Below are 15,653 nucleotides of genomic sequence, written 5' to 3' on the forward strand. Positions count from 1 at the left end.
AATCCTCCTAAATGTCTTTTACAATAGCGTTTACTAAGCCATCAGTTGTATATACATCACTAATGATAGCCGGTTTAAGACCTGCACTCATAGCCGTAGCAGCCGTAATTGGACCGATGCAAGCCACTTTAGTATTGCCTAATAGCTCTAGTGCATTGTCGCCCAATAATTGGATTGTATTTGTTACAGTGGAAGAACTTGTAAAGGTAATATAATCTACTGTGCCTTCTGTTAACGCTGTTACTAATGCTTCTTGTTGAGATGTATCTTGTGTTGTTTCGTATAAACGCAAAATATCTACATCCATATTGCGATGACGCAAGCAGCGTGGAATCACATCGCGTGCTACCTTTGGTTGAATCAATAATACGGAATCCCCTGCATTGAGTTCTTCTTCAAGAGCCTCTACAGCAGATTCTGCCTTGTAATCTACAGGAATGATATCTGGTACGATGCCATATTTATGGAGTTCACGAGCCGTAGCACAGCCGATAGCCGCTACTTTAGAATTGCCTAAAGCACGTGTATCTTTGCCTTCTTTATATAGAGCATCGAAGAAGTAGCGAACCCCTTCACCAGATGTGAATACGATGCATTGGTATTGTTTTGTATTATTGATGATACGTTTATCTTCCTCAAACAATTCCAATGGAGATGTTTTAATTGCTGCTGCTTCCACTACATTAGCGCCTTGAGCCGCTAATTTTTCGCGGAATGCACTTGCTTGGGAGCGAGCGCGTGTGACCACAACAGTTTTGCCAAATAAAGGTTTATTATCGAACCATTGTAATTTTTCACGAAGGTTGACTACATCACCTACTACGATGATAGCTGGTGCTTTCAATTTAGCCTTTGCTACATCTTCAACGACATGTTCAAGGGTGGAAACCAATACCTCTTGTACTGTTTTTGTTCCCCACCGAACAAGTGCTACAGGTGTAGAGGCTGCTCGCCCATGAGCCATCAACTTTTCTGCAATGACAGGCAAGTTGCCAACGCCCATTACAAAGCAAAGTGTATCTACCGCCGTAGCAAGGCCTTCCCAATGAATGCCAGATACTGCTTTTGTAGGATCCTCATGACCTGTTACAACCGCAAAGGATGTAGCCATAGCGCGTTGTGTTACAGGAATACCCGCATAAGCAGGCGCTGCGATAGGAGATGTTACGCCTGGCACGAATTCAAATGGTACACCGGCTTCACCAAGAGCCATCGCTTCTTCACCGCCACGACCAAATACGAGCGGATCCCCGCCTTTTAAACGCGCTACAATTTTGCCTTCTTTACCCTTTTGTACTAAAAGCTCATTGATTTCCCATTGATGCATTGTGTGATCTTTACATTGCTTACCAGCATAAATCAATTCAGCATCTGGACGTGCCCATTCTAACAGATGAGCATCTGCTAAATAATCATATACAATTACATCTGCCTTTTCGATGCATTCACGACCTTTTACAGTGATAAGTTTAACATCGCCAGGGCCCGCACCAATTAGATATACCATACCTGTCATTTTATAATTCCTTCCTCTATGAGAGCATCCACAATGCGTTTGCCCCCTTCTTCGTATAAAGCTTTTGCAAGGTTTTTTCCAAGGATTTCTCCCTTTTTAGCAGGGCCAGAGATTTCCCCTTCGTACACAGTTTTTCCATCGAGGGATGCAATCATGGCTTTCAAGGTTAATTGCCCTTTATTGATAGTACCATGCACGCCCATTGGCACTTGGCAACCACCGTTTAGTTGACGCAAGAAACTGCGTTCCCCTTCAACGGCATAGCGCGTTGCTTCATCGTTGATAGGAGCCAACATATCAAGCATCTCCGCATCGTCGGCGCGACACTCAATAGCGAGCGCCCCTTGTCCAACGGCAGGAATCATTTCATCAGCCTTGAAGACTTGTGTAATTTGGTCTTCTAAACCCAATCGTTTAAGCCCTGCTTGAGCCAAGATAACACCATCTAGCTTTTCCGTTTCAATCTTGCTCAAACGAGTCTGTACATTACCGCGAATAACCTCTACCTTAAGATCAGGACGAGCATGCAATAACTGCGCTTGACGGCGCAAGCTACTGGTACCAACGCGAGCCCCTTGTGGCAATTTGTCTAATGTTTTATACACGGGACTCACCAGTGCATCATAAGGTACTTCACGAGCGGAAATAGCACCAAGAGTAAGTCCTTCTGGCAACTCTGTAGGCATGTCCTTTAAGCTATGTACGGCGATATCGATATTGCCTTTATGCATAGCCTCTTCTAATTCAGCGGTAAATAAACCTTTACCACCAACTTGAGCTAGTGGTTTCTCTAGGATACGGTCACCCTTTGTATTAAAGTGAACTAGCTCTACCGTAATATTTGGGTACAGACGTTGTAATTCTGCACTAATATGTTCAGCCTGCCATAGGGCAAGGGCACTTTTTCGCGTGCCGATTCGAATATGATCTCTCATGGCATTAGCCTTCTTTCTCAAGATTAAACATATCTTTGAATAAGTCCCAGTACAAGCCTTCTTCCTCTGTACCAGCAATTTCGTTGAAGTGAATCATCGGTTCACGCAACATTTTGCGAATAATCATGCGACTCATCGAGTCCATAACACGGCGCTCTTTATCGGAAATATCTGGCAATTTAGCTAATGCGCGATGTAACTCACGACGGCGAATCCGCTCTGCCTTTTCTGTGAGCAATGCCATCATAGGACGCACTGTTAAATAGCTCAATTTATCCAACAACTCTTCAATAGCATCATGAATAATAGGTTCTGCCCGACGAGCTTCCTCTTCGCGCTGCGCCTTATTTTCTTCTACTACACTTTCAAGAGAATCAATATTAAATAGGTAAATACCGTCCAAGTCTGCCACCGCAGGATCGATATCGCGAGGCACCGCTATATCGATCATAACGATAGGTTCACCTTTACGAAGAGTCGTAATTTTCTTGGCTTCTCGTTCCGTAATAATATAATGTGGCGCCCCTGTAGATGTGATAAGAATATCCGCATCTTTAGCATAGTCTACAAAGTTATCGAGCTTAACAGCTTTACCATTAAAGCGTTCCGCTAACATTTCAGCCTTAGCAAAGGTTCTATTAGATACGAAAATCGTTTTTACACCCTTCGCTTGTAAATGTGTAGCCGTTAGCTCACTCATGGTGCCAGCGCCTAAAATAAGAACAGTCGCTTCAGATAATGGCTTATCTAAGCTATCCTCTGCAAGATTGACCGCCGTATAACTAACAGATACAGGCGTATTAGCAATGCCCGTATTGGTGCGCACCTTTTTACCAACCCCAATAGCACGTTGGAATAAAATATTAAATATTGTGCCCGTACAGCCTGCGCTATAAGCCTGAATATAGGCTCCTTTTAATTGGCTCAAGATTTGACCTTCCCCCAACACAAGGGAATCAAGGCTAGCAGACACACGGAATAGATGTTCAATACAATCTCGCTCTTCGTAGAAGAAGAATGCATCTGCATCGATATGATCTGCTCCTTTTAAATCTTTTAACACTGCCAACATGTAATCCTTCGGGAATTCTACACCTTCTAAAGCAGCATAAATTTCCGTTCTATTACAGGTGGATAATATAACGCATTCTGAGATACAGTCAAATTCATAGAGGCGGTTTAGTGCGGCAACTACCTCGTCTTTATCAAACGAGAAACGTTCACGCACCTCTACAGCGGCACTTCTATGATTTAGACCTAATACCACTAATTGCATGGTTAAGTTTCTCCTCTATAATCATCCACTCTCCCTTGAGAATGGCTTCAAATGTTTCTACCGTCAGATTGTCTCGCCAAAATTTCTGTCGAGCCTCTGGCGTAGGAAGCAGTAACTTTACTTCTTCTCTAAATATTTTAAGTCTAGGCATAGCCTTTTGCAACTGACCATAACGATTCATCATATCTTGTCGTACGAGACGATTAATACGAGGGCCTACATTGTTAGCGCTAATAGCAATATGAAGATCGCCAAGCTCAAGGGATGACGGCACAGTAAAGATGCACGCGCTCGGGTCATCACTGCGGTTGGTCCACACGCGATGCTTTTTACCAAGTGCATACAACGAATCGTTCAATTTATGATTATCTGTGCAGATAAAGAGCAAACTGCTCGTTATGATGAATTGTTCATCATCACTGGTGAAAGCACGGTCCCACCATGTGATGCGCTTGTCCTTTGCCCATTGACTAATCATATCTGTTACAACAGGAGCGATAACGACAATGTTACAAGGCTCATCAATAAAGAGCCGCATCCGTCGTTCTGCTACTTCTCCGCCGCCTACGAATAGGATTATATCTTCAGTTGTAGGTTGAAATGTTATGGATACCATGGCTGTCCTACTATATATAAAAAAATCGGCTTGATGGTCAAGCCGATTTTCAACTGCCTACATAAATCGTTTCAGGTATACGCCGATACGCCCTTTACGAGAGGTACCTGTAATAGCTTCTACCTTCATTCGGCCACGACCACGCATGGATATGACATCCCCTTCTTTAACTTCTTGGGATGCCCCCTTAGCTGGTTGCCAGTTTACTTGTAATAAGCCCGCATTGATAGCACTCACTAGTTTAGTACGCGATACACTAAATCCAGAGCTCGCTACCGCATCTAAGCGCAAAGAAGCAACTGTAGTGCGGACTTCTTTAATTTTTTCTTCTTTTGGTGCAATATCCGATAACTCAATAGCCTCTACAGATACGGAAACCATAGCAATTTTCGTAAAGTTTTGAATTACGAAATCAGCCACGCTTTCATCCACCATAATCTGAGCGCCCCCTTGTTGGACGATAACGTCCCCAAATTTGGAGCGATCAATGCCTAGGCCCATTAAGGAGCCAAGCACATCGCGATGAGTGAGCAATCGGAACCGAGGGTCCCAATTCACCTTAAGGGCGCGAATGCCCATGTCCACAGTACCGTTAAAGTCGCTGTCTACGAAAGCGATACGAATGCGTTCCGCCCCTTCATAGCCACCATCAGTTTTAACTGTTAACTGTGGGTAATTAGCCTTGATAGCATCTGCAATAACAAGGCCTGCAGGGCTCGTAAAGTCCGCCACACGATAGGGACGACCTTTTACAACCTGCTCAGCCAAATCTAGCATGCGACGAGCTTCCTCGCCACTGCCACTGGCCTCGAAATATCGTATTAATTTACTAGTATCTGCCAAAATTATTTCCCCAACTCATTCGACCGAGCAAGACATGCTACTACGCCATCTTGGAGAGCACTGCGAAGTCCACCTTTTTCCATAGCACCAATACCCGCAATGGTAGTGCCACCAGGGCTTGTCACTTGATCTCGTAGTACCGCTGGATGATTGCCACTTTCAAGAGCCATCTTACCAGCGCCGTACATTGTTTGAGCCGCCGCCTTTATCGCCAATTGACGTGGTAAACCAATGCGAACGCCCGCATCAGCTAAAGCATCAAGGATGACAAACATATAGCCAGGGCCCGCACCGGATAACGCCCCTAAGCGATCTAAATCGGCTTCACTCACTACTGCTACCTCGCCTACAGCCGCAAACAAGGCTTGTACAGCACGACCTAGGTCCGTATTCACATCATCCCCGGCGAGTGCCGTCATGCCAGCACCGATAGAAGCCGGTGTATTTGGCATAGCTCTAAACCAGTTAGCTTGTGGAATCGCCGCGTCAAGAGTATCTAAGGTTATACCAGCGGCAACGGAAATCATAACAGTCCCATAAGGCACTTCTTTCAACGACTCTAATACAGATGGTAACACTTGTGGTTTTACAGCCAATAGAATAGTGTTGTACTCGTTTACATTAGGCAATGTAGTAAAACCTACTACACCAAGCTCCTCTGTAAGAGCCTTACATTGTTCTTCGCGACGCACTAGAATGTGTGTATCACATGCTTTCAAAATACCATGCTGTAATGCACCGCGCAATAGAGCGCCCCCCATTGAGCCAACGCCTATACATAGGGTTTTACCTAACATAGTTATCACCACCATTTATAGAGAGATTATTTATTTTCCCAAGAGTATTCGTTTTGCTCAGTTGTGTTGCTTTCATTGTCATTATAATCAATGGAAATATTTACAGGTACACACATGAAAATGTCTTTACCTACTTTTTCCAATTTGCCATCCAATGCATAGGTCGCACCAGATACGAAATCTACAATACGAGCTGCTTCATGAGGGTCTGTATTTTCAAAATTAATCAATACAGGACGCATGTCGCGCAATTGATGTGTAATATTTTCAGAGTCTTCAAATACTTTTGGTTCAATTACAACTACTTTCATAGCTGTTGGACGTTGTGTCATCGTAGATTGGCCTCCTACCTTGCGTGGATGAAATTCAGATGCGCCGGACACGGGAGCCGCTGTTGCTACTGGGGTAGGTTCAGCTTCGTATTCCTCTTCATCTTCGTATTCGTAATCATCATATTCATAGTCATCATCAGTTCTGCCTAAGAATAAGTTTTTTGCTTTGTCTAAATAATCTCCCAATGCCATTTGGATTTCCTCCTAATACAATTAACGCTTCCGATTATCAGGTAACCCGAACCTTAATAATATACACGTTCCCCAAAAATTGCTGTGCCTACACGAACGATGTTAGCCCCTTCTTCCAAAGCGACCTCAAAGTCATGAGTCATCCCCATAGATAAATATTGAATCTGCCCTTCTTCAAAGTAGCGTTTCATATCCTCAAACAAGGCATTCGCTACGCGAAAGATTGGACGAGCTTCCTGTGGATCATCGAAAAATGGCGCCATACACATCAAGCCCCTTACGCGTACATGAGGCAATGTTTTTGCATAATCTCGTATTTCTGGAAACTCTTCGATGGTCATTCCCGTTTTAGAAGCTTCGCGGGCCACATTGACTTGCAGTAATACATCTTGTATTTTATCGTGCTTTGCAGCAACCTTTTCGATTTCATCTAATAATTTACGGCTATCCACAGAATGAATTAAATCAAACATAGGAACCGCTTGGCGCACCTTATTGACCTGTAAATGACCAATCAAATGCCATGTTAATTGTGGCCCCTTATAGGTTAGCTGTTTTTCTTTGGCCTCTTGTACTCGATTTTCTCCTACATGAGTGACACCGAGCCGTGCGACCTCTTCCACAGCCGACACAGGGTGGTTCTTTGTAACCGCCACTAATAATGCTGTATCTACGCGACCAACACGCGCCATAGCATCGGCCATGCGCTGCTGTATAGCGTGTAGGGATTCTTCAATCACGTGAATGCCCCCTTCAATCTATATATCATAATCATCAAATATATTTGTATAGACTATTTTATTATATAGTATTTAAGGTCAAATGTACATGATTTAAGGCTTATCCCTTCCACAAATCCAAGCATGTATATATATATAAAATATCATACTTTATTATGATTCCTGTGAAAGCCGAATTTTATCGGTCTTGTAACATCGCAAATAAGGCCATGCGACCTGTTAGGCCTGCCTCTCGACGATAGGAATAACAGTCTACTTCACTTACACTATCGGTACCACCAATCGTGATATGCTCTGAAGGAACTCCATTTACAACGAGATCCTCACCAATAAAGTTCCATAAATTGATATAAGCCTTATCTAATTTATCACCAGGATAATTGACAACATCAGATGCATCTCTGTCTGTCATATCTCTCCATGCTAATTCAAAGCGTTTACCTAGTTCTATATCTACTTCAAAGGACTCTGGGCCAATACTAGGCCCAAGATATATATAGCAATCTTTGAACTCGGTCCCATAAGCCTCTTTCATGGCCTCAATAGTAAGTACTGGTAAGCGGCCAATGGCACCACGCCAACCTGCATGCGCCGTAGCAATCGCATGATGTTTAGCATCGTAAATACCTACGCCAACGCAGTCTGCTGTGAACAGAAATAATGGCACATGCGGTAGATTTGTAAATACCGCATCACAATCATCGATGGCCGTATCTTCTCCAAAAGCACCTGCCCCAACAAGGTCTTCTGTGATTTCTACAGCCTTTAAACCATGGACTTGATTGCCACAAGAAATACGATTTGGTTCAACACCTAAATATTTCGCAACAATAGCTCGATTTTCTCGTACGCTTTGAGCTTCATCCCCTACATGAAACGCTAGGTTTAATGATTCATAAGGAACTTTAGATACACCACCATGACGATAGGTATCGCCCATAACAATGGGAAATCGATCAACCCAGCTTGGCGCCTCATAAGACCATGTTCCATGAGGGCCTTTCACATCTATACGTTTTACAGATTGATTCATCTGTTCCTCCTATTTACAAACGCCACAGCGTTTACAACCTGCTGCACATGGAGGGGTATATGCTTCATCGATAGATCGTTTCCATTCCATTTCAAGATAGCCCTCCTGCATGCCCATATCTAAATGGCTCCATGGCAAGAATTCATCAAAACTGCGTTCACGATAATTCATATTATCCATATCCAGGCCAGCAGCCTTCATTTCGGACTTAAAAGATTTACTGCCCCGATCGGCTGCACATGCTGCAATGACAGCGCCTAAGCGACGATCTCCACGAGCGAGAACTCCTTGAATGTACGCCTCTTTAGGAGACTCTACGAGAACCTCAATACGGCGATTCTTTTGCAATGCTTTCTTTATATATTGTAACTTTTTCTCCACCGCTTTTTGATTATCCATGGCCATCCATTGGAACGGTGTAAAAGGCTTCGGAATAAAGGGATTGATACTGAGCGTCAAACGACCTTTACAGCCAACTTTTTCCATATGAGCCTGCGTCCTTTCCGCAAGACCTACAATAGCCTCAATATCTTCATCGGTTTCCGTTGGCAGCCCAATCATTATATATAAGCGCATGTGCTGAATACCTGACTTTGCAGATAAGGTAGCTGCATTTTGTAAATGCTCTTCACTGATACCCTTGTTAATGACGCGACGCAACCGTTCACTACCCGTTTCTGGGGCAATGGTAATCGTCTTTTGTCCACTATCCGCTAGTCCATCCACCACGGCTTGTGTTAACGAGTCAGCACGCAAGGATGCACAAGAGTAACGCATATCTTTAGAGCGAATATAATTAACTAGCTCATCTACCTCGGGATAATCCGAAATAGCAGCACCCATGAGTCCCACCTTTTTGCCTAGCTTTTCTGCGCGCTCTACGCCTTCTTTCAAAATGTCCAAAGGACGTACACGCGGTACGCGGAAGCAATATCCAGCCATACAGAAGCGACAGTGCCGACCACAACCACGGGCTACTTCGATGATATACATAGCACCAAATTCAGTATAGTTCGTAGCTACTACCGTTTCACCACCGCTAGTGAGCATTTCAAAGTGACGTTTGATCGTTTTAGGCACGCCCTCAGCAATATCATAGCCTTTAAATTCACCATCTTCATTGTAAATCGGCACATACAGGGATGGTACGTAAACACCCGATACATCCGCTAATTGACGTAAAATAGCGTGACGATCCAAGCCTTCCATTTTTCCATCTCGAATGATATCTAGTACGCGACTGACGATACCTTCCCCTTCACCGATGATAAAAGCATCGATAAAGTCGGCAAAAGGCTCAGGGTTAAAGGTCGCACAAGGGCCCCCTGCAATAACGATAGGGTCAAATTCGGTACGGTCTTTTCCCATGATAGGTACACGGCCATGGCGCAACATCAAAGGAATATGGAAATAATCCATTTCAAAGGTAACATCAAAAGCGACTACATCAAATTGATGCATAGGCCGTTGTGTTTCAACGCTCATAAGGGGAGTCTTAGTCTTATCGTAAGCTTCTAATTCCTTTTTCTCAGGCAAGAAAATCCGTTCGCAAACGCTATCATTTCGCAAATTGATTTCCTCATAAATGATATGAAGTCCAAGATTACTCATGCCCACGAAGTATGTATTTGGATAGACGATGGCCACCTTTTGCCCTGCATGAGGATTTACTGTTACCCGACTATCTTCATCTTTATATAATTCTTGTAATCGATCTATTAAATCTTTACGATTCACTAATTTCCTTTCTATATAAGCCCACTACGAATAGTGGGCTTAATAACATTATATATATTATTTATATATTTATAAGACTACGAAATACGTATCTCGCCTATACTATAAGAGCAATAGATATTATAATTTAGATTTCAATTTATCTTTAGTATAATTGGTCTTACTTTTAAGAGTGCTTACAATTTGTGGACGATGTTTTCTTTCGTAAGGATATACAACAACTTTTCCATCTTTATATTCTGCAATATATATATCCTTAACAGAGTATCCTTGAGCTTGGATTTCTTGTTCAAGCCACTCTCTATCTTTTTCAATTACATCGAGGGTAAACTGATTAATTTGACCATCATCGATAAGATCAAATCGGATATTATCTTCACCGAATTGAACCACGTTGAGCTGACCGTTTTGCTCCAATACGGCACGCTTAACATCCGTAACATATTGAACACCGGCAGCACGAAGTTTTAATTTAAGTTCAGCCGCTTGTATACCATAACGCATACATTCTTCTGTTAGAATATGACCTTTTTCGATTACTATAACTGGATGACCATCAAGAATTGCTTTAAAAATACGAAGATTCCCTTTTAAAAACTTAAGAGTCATTACGAGGATAGTCCATAAAATAAGGACTAACATAAATTGTAAAATACCAATTTGATCATTGTAAATAATGGCACCGATAATACCACCAAGTACGTAGTTTTGCAGTTGATCTAAGGCAGAGGTTGGGGCTAAATTGCCCTTACCCATTAAATTGATTTGTAAAATAATCGCCAAGAGACCGATGGCGAGTTTTGCAAAGACCATCCCATAGACGGCCATAGCTTCTGTCATATGTGGTCCTCCTTATTGTAATGCATCCTCTTTATCGTGAATTCGATCTATAGGGCTTACCTTATAAACACGTGTAATAGTATAGGTTGAAAATTCTGGATTAAATTGAACCTCATAGTAAGCGTCACTTACTTTTAAAATCATACCATTACGAATCTTTAAGGAGTTAACCGCCAATTGGTCGCTCGGTACGGAACGATCTGAACTAAAAGAATGTAAAAATTGAGCCATACGAGAGGAGTCCTCAGAATAGGTTTTCATCCGATTATACTCTTGGTATTCAAGCCCTAAGAAGAACACTACGATTAAAGACAATATAATCATCAGGTCACGATAGCGACTAGTAAAACCATTTCGCAATACTTGTACTCCCAAAATGAGTAATGCTAACAGAACAGCTACAATTATAATAAAGTCCCAAGTTTGACCTATTACAGCCTGACTTTCAACATAGGCTAATGTGTAAAAATCCATGCTACACTCCTTTCAAATATTACTTTTTATTATACCATATTTGATTCCAATATTTTCGATGTAATCGTCAAGATGGCCCAAAATAATGTAAGAAAAGATAAAAAATAGCGACCCCTTACGGGGTCCCTTTTAATAAGCATATAATCTCACAAAAGATTACCTAAGTAATACTCTTATTTTAACCAGCTCATCAAGTTGCGAAGTTCTGCGCCAACTGGTTCAATTGGATGATTAGCAGCTGCTTCACGATGTTCTTTAAGGAATTTTTGACCATTTTTAGAATCTGCTAAGAATTCATCAGCAAATTTACCAGATTGAATATCCGCCAAGATTTGTTCCATAGCTTTTTTAGTATCTGCAGTGATTACGCGAGGACCTGCATGGTAATCGCCGTATTCAGCAGTGTTGGAGATGGAGTGGCGCATTTTTTGGAAGCCACCTTCGTAGATAAGGTCTACGATTAATTTCATTTCATGCAAGCATTCGAAGTAAGCGTTAACAGGTTCATAACCAGCTTCAGTTAATACTTCAAAGCCAGTTTTGATCAACTCAGTAACACCACCACACAATACAGCTTGTTCACCAAAGAGGTCAGTTTCAGTTTCGGATTTGAAGTTAGTTTCCAAAATACCAGAACGGCCACCACCGATACCAGATGCCCATGCTAATGCCACTTCTTCAGTATCGCCAGATGGGTCTTTTTCTACAGCGTACAAACAAGGAACGCCAGAACCTTCTTGGTATGTACGACGAACTAAATGACCAGGACCTTTAGGAGCTACCATGAATACATTGATGTCTTCACGAGGTACGATTTTACCAAAGTGAATGTTAAAGCCATGAGCAAATGCCAAGTACGCACCTTGTTTCAAGTTTGGAGCAATATCTTGTGCATATACGTCTGCTTGCAATTCGTCTGGAATCAATACCATAACGATATCAGCGCCTTTAACGGCTTCTGCAGTTTCTTTTACTGTAAGACCTGCTTCTTCAGCCGCTTTCCAGCTAGAAGAACCACCGCGAAGACCAATTGTTACGTCCATACCATTTTCTTTCAAGTTCAATGCATGAGCATGACCTTGGGAACCGTAACCTAACACTGTAATTTTTTTGCCTTCCAATTTGCTTAAATTACAATCTGCATCATAATAAACTGTAGTACCTAAAATTTTACCTGCCATATTAGACAACCTCCAAACATATTCAATAGAATATAGATTATATATACTGTACACAATCTAACAAATTTTTGCAAGATGTGGCGTACATTAATTTAGTATCAGTAAGCCGAGTTTTAAGCCTCTGATAAAAAAATTTGATAACTAGCGAACCATCACCCATGGACGATCATCTTTCCATACAACTTGTACGGAAAGTCCAAAGACATCAGATAAAATATCATCAGTTAGTACCTTGTGTTTAGGACCTGCATGAATCATCTTACCCTCTCGCAAGATAGCTACATGAGTAATAAACGATAGTATCTCTTCAATTTGATGTGACACATAAATAATCGGTGTCTGCTGCTCAGCTACCAAAGTGGATACGGTGCGTAAAAACTGCTCCCTCGCTGGTAAGTCCAAACCAGAGCAAGGCTCATCCAAAATCAATAATTCTGGATTTGCCATAATAGACCTCGCTAACAATACCCGGCGCTGTTCGCCAGCAGATAAGGTGCGAAAACGATGACCTTCCAAATAGTCTAGTCCAAATTCAGATAATAATTGCATACCTCGTTGGCGCACCTCAGGTGCTACCTCTTGGTATATACCAATACTACTAAATGCACCAGAAATAACGATATCTTCAACGACTTGTTTATCCAAGGTTGACTGAAATTGTCCAAGCGCAGAGCTAACAAATCCTAGTCTAGCCTTGATTTTGGGCCACGCATATTTACCAAATTCCTTGCCAAACACACGTAAAGTACCCGTTGTGGGAATTTGATAAGCAGGTATCATGCTGAGCAGCGTCGATTTACCAGCCCCATTAAGCCCTAATAAAGCCCAATGTTCACCGTCCTCTATATGCCAATTTACATTATCTAAAATAGGTCTACCATCACGGCGAAAGCAGACATTTTCATAATGGAGTAATTCACGCCCCACGTTATCAACTCCTACATTTTTTCTCCGCGGCTCATAGCGGTGATACCTGTTTTGGCAATTTCAAGAATACCATAAGTTTCCATAATTTGAATGAAGCCACGTAATTTTTCTACACTGCCAATGACTTCAATGATCATAGATGTAGGAGAAATATCTAACACATTACCACGATATACATCGGCAATCTGTACAATTTGTGATCTTGTAGAAGCAGATGCTTTTACCTTGATAAGCATTAACTCACGGCATACCACATCATGATCTTCAAACACTTTAACCTTAACAACATCGATAAGCTTGTAGATTTGCTTTTGCACTTGATCGAGAATTCGGTCATCGGCCTCTACAGTAATAGTAATACGTGCATAACCTGGCTGATTTGTAATGCCAGATGTCATTTTTGTAACGTTAAAGCCACGACGGTTAAAGAGTGCCAAAATACGTGTACCAATACCCGGTGCATTTTTTGCAATGATTAAGACTTGATGTTCTTTCGCCATTATAGCACCCCTTTCTTACCCATCATACCGCTTATCGTGCCGCCTGCTGGGATCATTGGCAATACATTATCCTCTCGTTCAACGCGACAATCCAAGACAATGCTTTCATCCGATGTAATGTATGATTTAAATTCTTTGTTGAAAGTTTCAACATTATCTAGACGAGCTGCTTTTAGGTCAAATGCATCTGCGAGTTTCACGAAGTTCGGACTCACTTCTAAATCTACATAAGAGTAGCGTCTATCATTGAAGATTTCTTGCCATTGACGAACCATACCAAGATAGCCATTGTTAATAATAACAATCTTGATTGGCAAATTATATTGACGAACCATCATGAGCTCTTCACAAGTCATTTGGAACCCGCCATCACCGACAACGAGGATAACTTGCTTCTTAGGTGCCCCTACTTGAGCCCCAATAGCCGCCGGTAAGCCATACCCCATGGTACCCGCACCGCCAGAGGTAACGATAGTATGAGGTTTTTTATGAGTTAAGAATTGAGCCGCCCACATTTGATGTTGACCGACATCACTTACGATTATGGCATCTTCCTTGGCAATCTTATTAAGCTCAGACAACACATATTGTGCATGCAATACACCATTTTTCGATTCAGGAATCACCATAGGGTATTCCGTTTGCCATTCTCGAATTTGCTCAAGCCACGCTTCATGCGTTGTAGGTTCTACAAGAGCATTAAGCTCCGTTAATACCTGTTTTAGATCCCCTACGATAGGCACATTGATTGTAACATTCTTATCAATTTCAGCTGGGTCAATATCGATATGGATAATTTTAGCTTTTTTACAGAAGAAATCTGGATGGCCTGTGATGCGGTCATGGAAACGAATCCCTGCAGCAATCACGAGATCAGCCTCATCTGTACTATTATTAGCTGCAACAGAACCGTGCATACCAACCATACCTAGAGCCAACTCGTGATCTCCTGGGAAGCCACCAAGCCCAACTAATGTATTCGTCACCGGGATTTGAGCCTTTTCAGCTAATTCCTTAAGCTCATCCATAGCACTAGATTTCAATACGCCTGCCCCAGCAATGATAAGTGGGCGCTTTGCATTTTTGATGAGAGTAGCTGCTTTTTTGATTTGACCTTGATGCCCTTTATAGGTTGGATCATAGCCTTCAAGATGAATAGGTACTTCGTACAATTTGTTGTATTCCGCCATGGATATTTTTTCGGTTTGAATATCCTTAGGAATATCAATGAGTACAGGGCCTGGGCGACCTGTGCCAGCAATAAAGTACGCCTCTTTAATGATGCGAGGCAAATCATGAATATCTTGAACAAGATAGTTATGCTTGGTTATAGGCATCGTAATACCTTGGATATCCGCCTCTTGAAAGGAGTCCTTACCGATAAATGGTCGGCCAACCTGACCTGTAATGGCCACCATAGGTACGGAATCCATGTACGCAGTCATAATACCTGTTACAAGATTCGTTGCACCAGGACCAGACGTAGCAAGACATACCCCAACTTTGCCGGACACACGTGCATAACCATCCGCGGCATGTGCAGCACCTTGTTCATGACGAACAAAGTAATGTTTAATTTCAGGGAAGCTATATATTTCATCATAAATTGGAATTACCGCGCCACCTGGATAGCCGAACATATCGGTTACACCAAGGCGATGCAATGTTTCAAGGACAATGCGTGCCCCATTGATTGTTTCTGCGCTCATAGGAA

Annotated in this window: 16 protein-coding genes; all 16 read right to left on the reverse strand. The window is 42.2% G+C overall.

The annotated features are described in order from the left end of the window. Nucleotides 1–7: 7 nt before the first annotated feature. On the reverse strand, nucleotides 8–1,516 hold the full coding sequence (cobA, locus tag ACMKPP_RS09415) for a uroporphyrinogen-III C-methyltransferase (protein WP_278451812.1): 1,509 nt from the start codon (nucleotides 1,514–1,516) through the stop codon (nucleotides 8–10). Then, nucleotides 1,513–2,451: a hydroxymethylbilane synthase gene (gene hemC / locus ACMKPP_RS09420; RefSeq protein ID WP_287501711.1), complete on the reverse strand. Its 939-nt coding sequence runs from the start codon at nucleotides 2,449–2,451 to the stop codon at nucleotides 1,513–1,515. Before hemC ends, cobA begins: the two co-directional genes overlap by 4 nt. A 4-nt stretch (nucleotides 2,452–2,455) precedes the next feature. Next, the gene (gene hemA, locus ACMKPP_RS09425) at nucleotides 2,456–3,727 is read right to left on the reverse strand and encodes a glutamyl-tRNA reductase (RefSeq protein WP_281782711.1); all 1,272 of its coding nucleotides are present in this window, start codon (nucleotides 3,725–3,727) and stop codon (nucleotides 2,456–2,458) included. Beyond that, entirely contained in the window at nucleotides 3,696–4,343 is a 648-nt protein-coding gene (locus tag ACMKPP_RS09430; protein WP_349209102.1) for a precorrin-2 dehydrogenase/sirohydrochlorin ferrochelatase family protein, read from the reverse strand. Before ACMKPP_RS09430 ends, hemA begins: the two co-directional genes overlap by 32 nt. Nucleotides 4,344–4,400: 57 nt before the next feature. Further along, on the reverse strand, nucleotides 4,401–5,186 hold the full coding sequence (locus ACMKPP_RS09435; RefSeq protein WP_004695229.1) for a YlmH family RNA-binding protein: 786 nt from the start codon (nucleotides 5,184–5,186) through the stop codon (nucleotides 4,401–4,403). A gap of 2 nt (nucleotides 5,187–5,188) precedes the next feature. Next, entirely contained in the window at nucleotides 5,189–5,983 is a 795-nt protein-coding gene (gene proC, locus ACMKPP_RS09440; protein ID WP_303766541.1) for a pyrroline-5-carboxylate reductase, read from the reverse strand. A 26-nt stretch (nucleotides 5,984–6,009) separates the two neighbouring features. After that, complete coding sequence (locus ACMKPP_RS09445; protein WP_004695224.1) at nucleotides 6,010–6,507, reverse strand: cell division protein SepF; 498 nt, start codon at nucleotides 6,505–6,507, stop codon at nucleotides 6,010–6,012. A 53-nt stretch (nucleotides 6,508–6,560) separates the two neighbouring features. Continuing rightward, complete coding sequence (locus tag ACMKPP_RS09450) at nucleotides 6,561–7,247, reverse strand: YggS family pyridoxal phosphate-dependent enzyme (protein WP_316604160.1); 687 nt, start codon at nucleotides 7,245–7,247, stop codon at nucleotides 6,561–6,563. 178 nt (nucleotides 7,248–7,425) lie between these two features. Then, a complete protein-coding gene (locus ACMKPP_RS09455) occupies nucleotides 7,426–8,280 on the reverse strand; it encodes a purine nucleoside phosphorylase YfiH/LACC1 family protein (RefSeq protein ID WP_316604159.1) in 855 nt (284 codons plus the stop codon). A gap of 9 nt (nucleotides 8,281–8,289) precedes the next feature. After that, entirely contained in the window at nucleotides 8,290–10,017 is a 1,728-nt protein-coding gene (locus tag ACMKPP_RS09460) for a TIGR03960 family B12-binding radical SAM protein (protein ID WP_287550467.1), read from the reverse strand. A gap of 120 nt (nucleotides 10,018–10,137) precedes the next feature. Continuing rightward, entirely contained in the window at nucleotides 10,138–10,857 is a 720-nt protein-coding gene (locus tag ACMKPP_RS09465) for a DUF421 domain-containing protein (protein ID WP_038125705.1), read from the reverse strand. Nucleotides 10,858–10,869: 12 nt separating this feature from the next. Next, on the reverse strand, nucleotides 10,870–11,331 hold the full coding sequence (locus ACMKPP_RS09470; RefSeq protein WP_221741257.1) for a DUF3290 family protein: 462 nt from the start codon (nucleotides 11,329–11,331) through the stop codon (nucleotides 10,870–10,872). A 173-nt stretch (nucleotides 11,332–11,504) separates the two neighbouring features. Next, nucleotides 11,505–12,512: a ketol-acid reductoisomerase gene (ilvC, locus tag ACMKPP_RS09475; RefSeq protein WP_004695212.1), complete on the reverse strand. Its 1,008-nt coding sequence runs from the start codon at nucleotides 12,510–12,512 to the stop codon at nucleotides 11,505–11,507. 141 nt (nucleotides 12,513–12,653) lie between these two features. Next, nucleotides 12,654–13,439, reverse strand: a complete 786-nt coding sequence (locus ACMKPP_RS09480; protein ID WP_008714969.1) for an ABC transporter ATP-binding protein — start codon at nucleotides 13,437–13,439, stop codon at nucleotides 12,654–12,656. 11 nt (nucleotides 13,440–13,450) lie between these two features. Then, on the reverse strand, nucleotides 13,451–13,939 hold the full coding sequence (ilvN, locus tag ACMKPP_RS09485; protein WP_004695208.1) for an acetolactate synthase small subunit: 489 nt from the start codon (nucleotides 13,937–13,939) through the stop codon (nucleotides 13,451–13,453). After that, nucleotides 13,939–15,648, reverse strand: a complete 1,710-nt coding sequence (gene ilvB, locus ACMKPP_RS09490) for a biosynthetic-type acetolactate synthase large subunit (RefSeq protein ID WP_004696901.1) — start codon at nucleotides 15,646–15,648, stop codon at nucleotides 13,939–13,941. Before ilvB ends, ilvN begins: the two co-directional genes overlap by 1 nt. Nucleotides 15,649–15,653 lie beyond the last annotated feature (5 nt).

The organism is Veillonella parvula (assembly GCF_048309325.1).
Classification (GTDB): domain Bacteria; phylum Bacillota; class Negativicutes; order Veillonellales; family Veillonellaceae; genus Veillonella; species Veillonella parvula_T.

Coding starts and splice junctions, on each gene's coding strand:
- cobA (WP_278451812.1), bottom strand. CDS start 1,516: ATGACAGGTATGGTATATCTAATTGGTGCGGGCCCTGGCGATGTTAAA.
- hemC (WP_287501711.1), bottom strand. CDS start 2,451: ATGAGAGATCATATTCGAATCGGCACGCGAAAAAGTGCCCTTGCCCTA.
- hemA (WP_281782711.1), bottom strand. CDS start 3,727: ATGCAATTAGTGGTATTAGGTCTAAATCATAGAAGTGCCGCTGTAGAG.
- ACMKPP_RS09430 (WP_349209102.1), bottom strand. CDS start 4,343: ATGGTATCCATAACATTTCAACCTACAACTGAAGATATAATCCTATTC.
- proC (WP_303766541.1), bottom strand. CDS start 5,983: ATGTTAGGTAAAACCCTATGTATAGGCGTTGGCTCAATGGGGGGCGCT.
- ACMKPP_RS09445 (WP_004695224.1), bottom strand. CDS start 6,507: ATGGCATTGGGAGATTATTTAGACAAAGCAAAAAACTTATTCTTAGGC.
- ACMKPP_RS09455 (WP_316604159.1), bottom strand. CDS start 8,280: ATGAATCAATCTGTAAAACGTATAGATGTGAAAGGCCCTCATGGAACA.
- ACMKPP_RS09465 (WP_038125705.1), bottom strand. CDS start 10,857: ATGACAGAAGCTATGGCCGTCTATGGGATGGTCTTTGCAAAACTCGCC.
- ACMKPP_RS09470 (WP_221741257.1), bottom strand. CDS start 11,331: ATGGATTTTTACACATTAGCCTATGTTGAAAGTCAGGCTGTAATAGGT.
- ilvC (WP_004695212.1), bottom strand. CDS start 12,512: ATGGCAGGTAAAATTTTAGGTACTACAGTTTATTATGATGCAGATTGT.
- ilvN (WP_004695208.1), bottom strand. CDS start 13,939: ATGGCGAAAGAACATCAAGTCTTAATCATTGCAAAAAATGCACCGGGT.
- ilvB (WP_004696901.1), bottom strand. CDS start 15,648: ATGAGCGCAGAAACAATCAATGGGGCACGCATTGTCCTTGAAACATTG.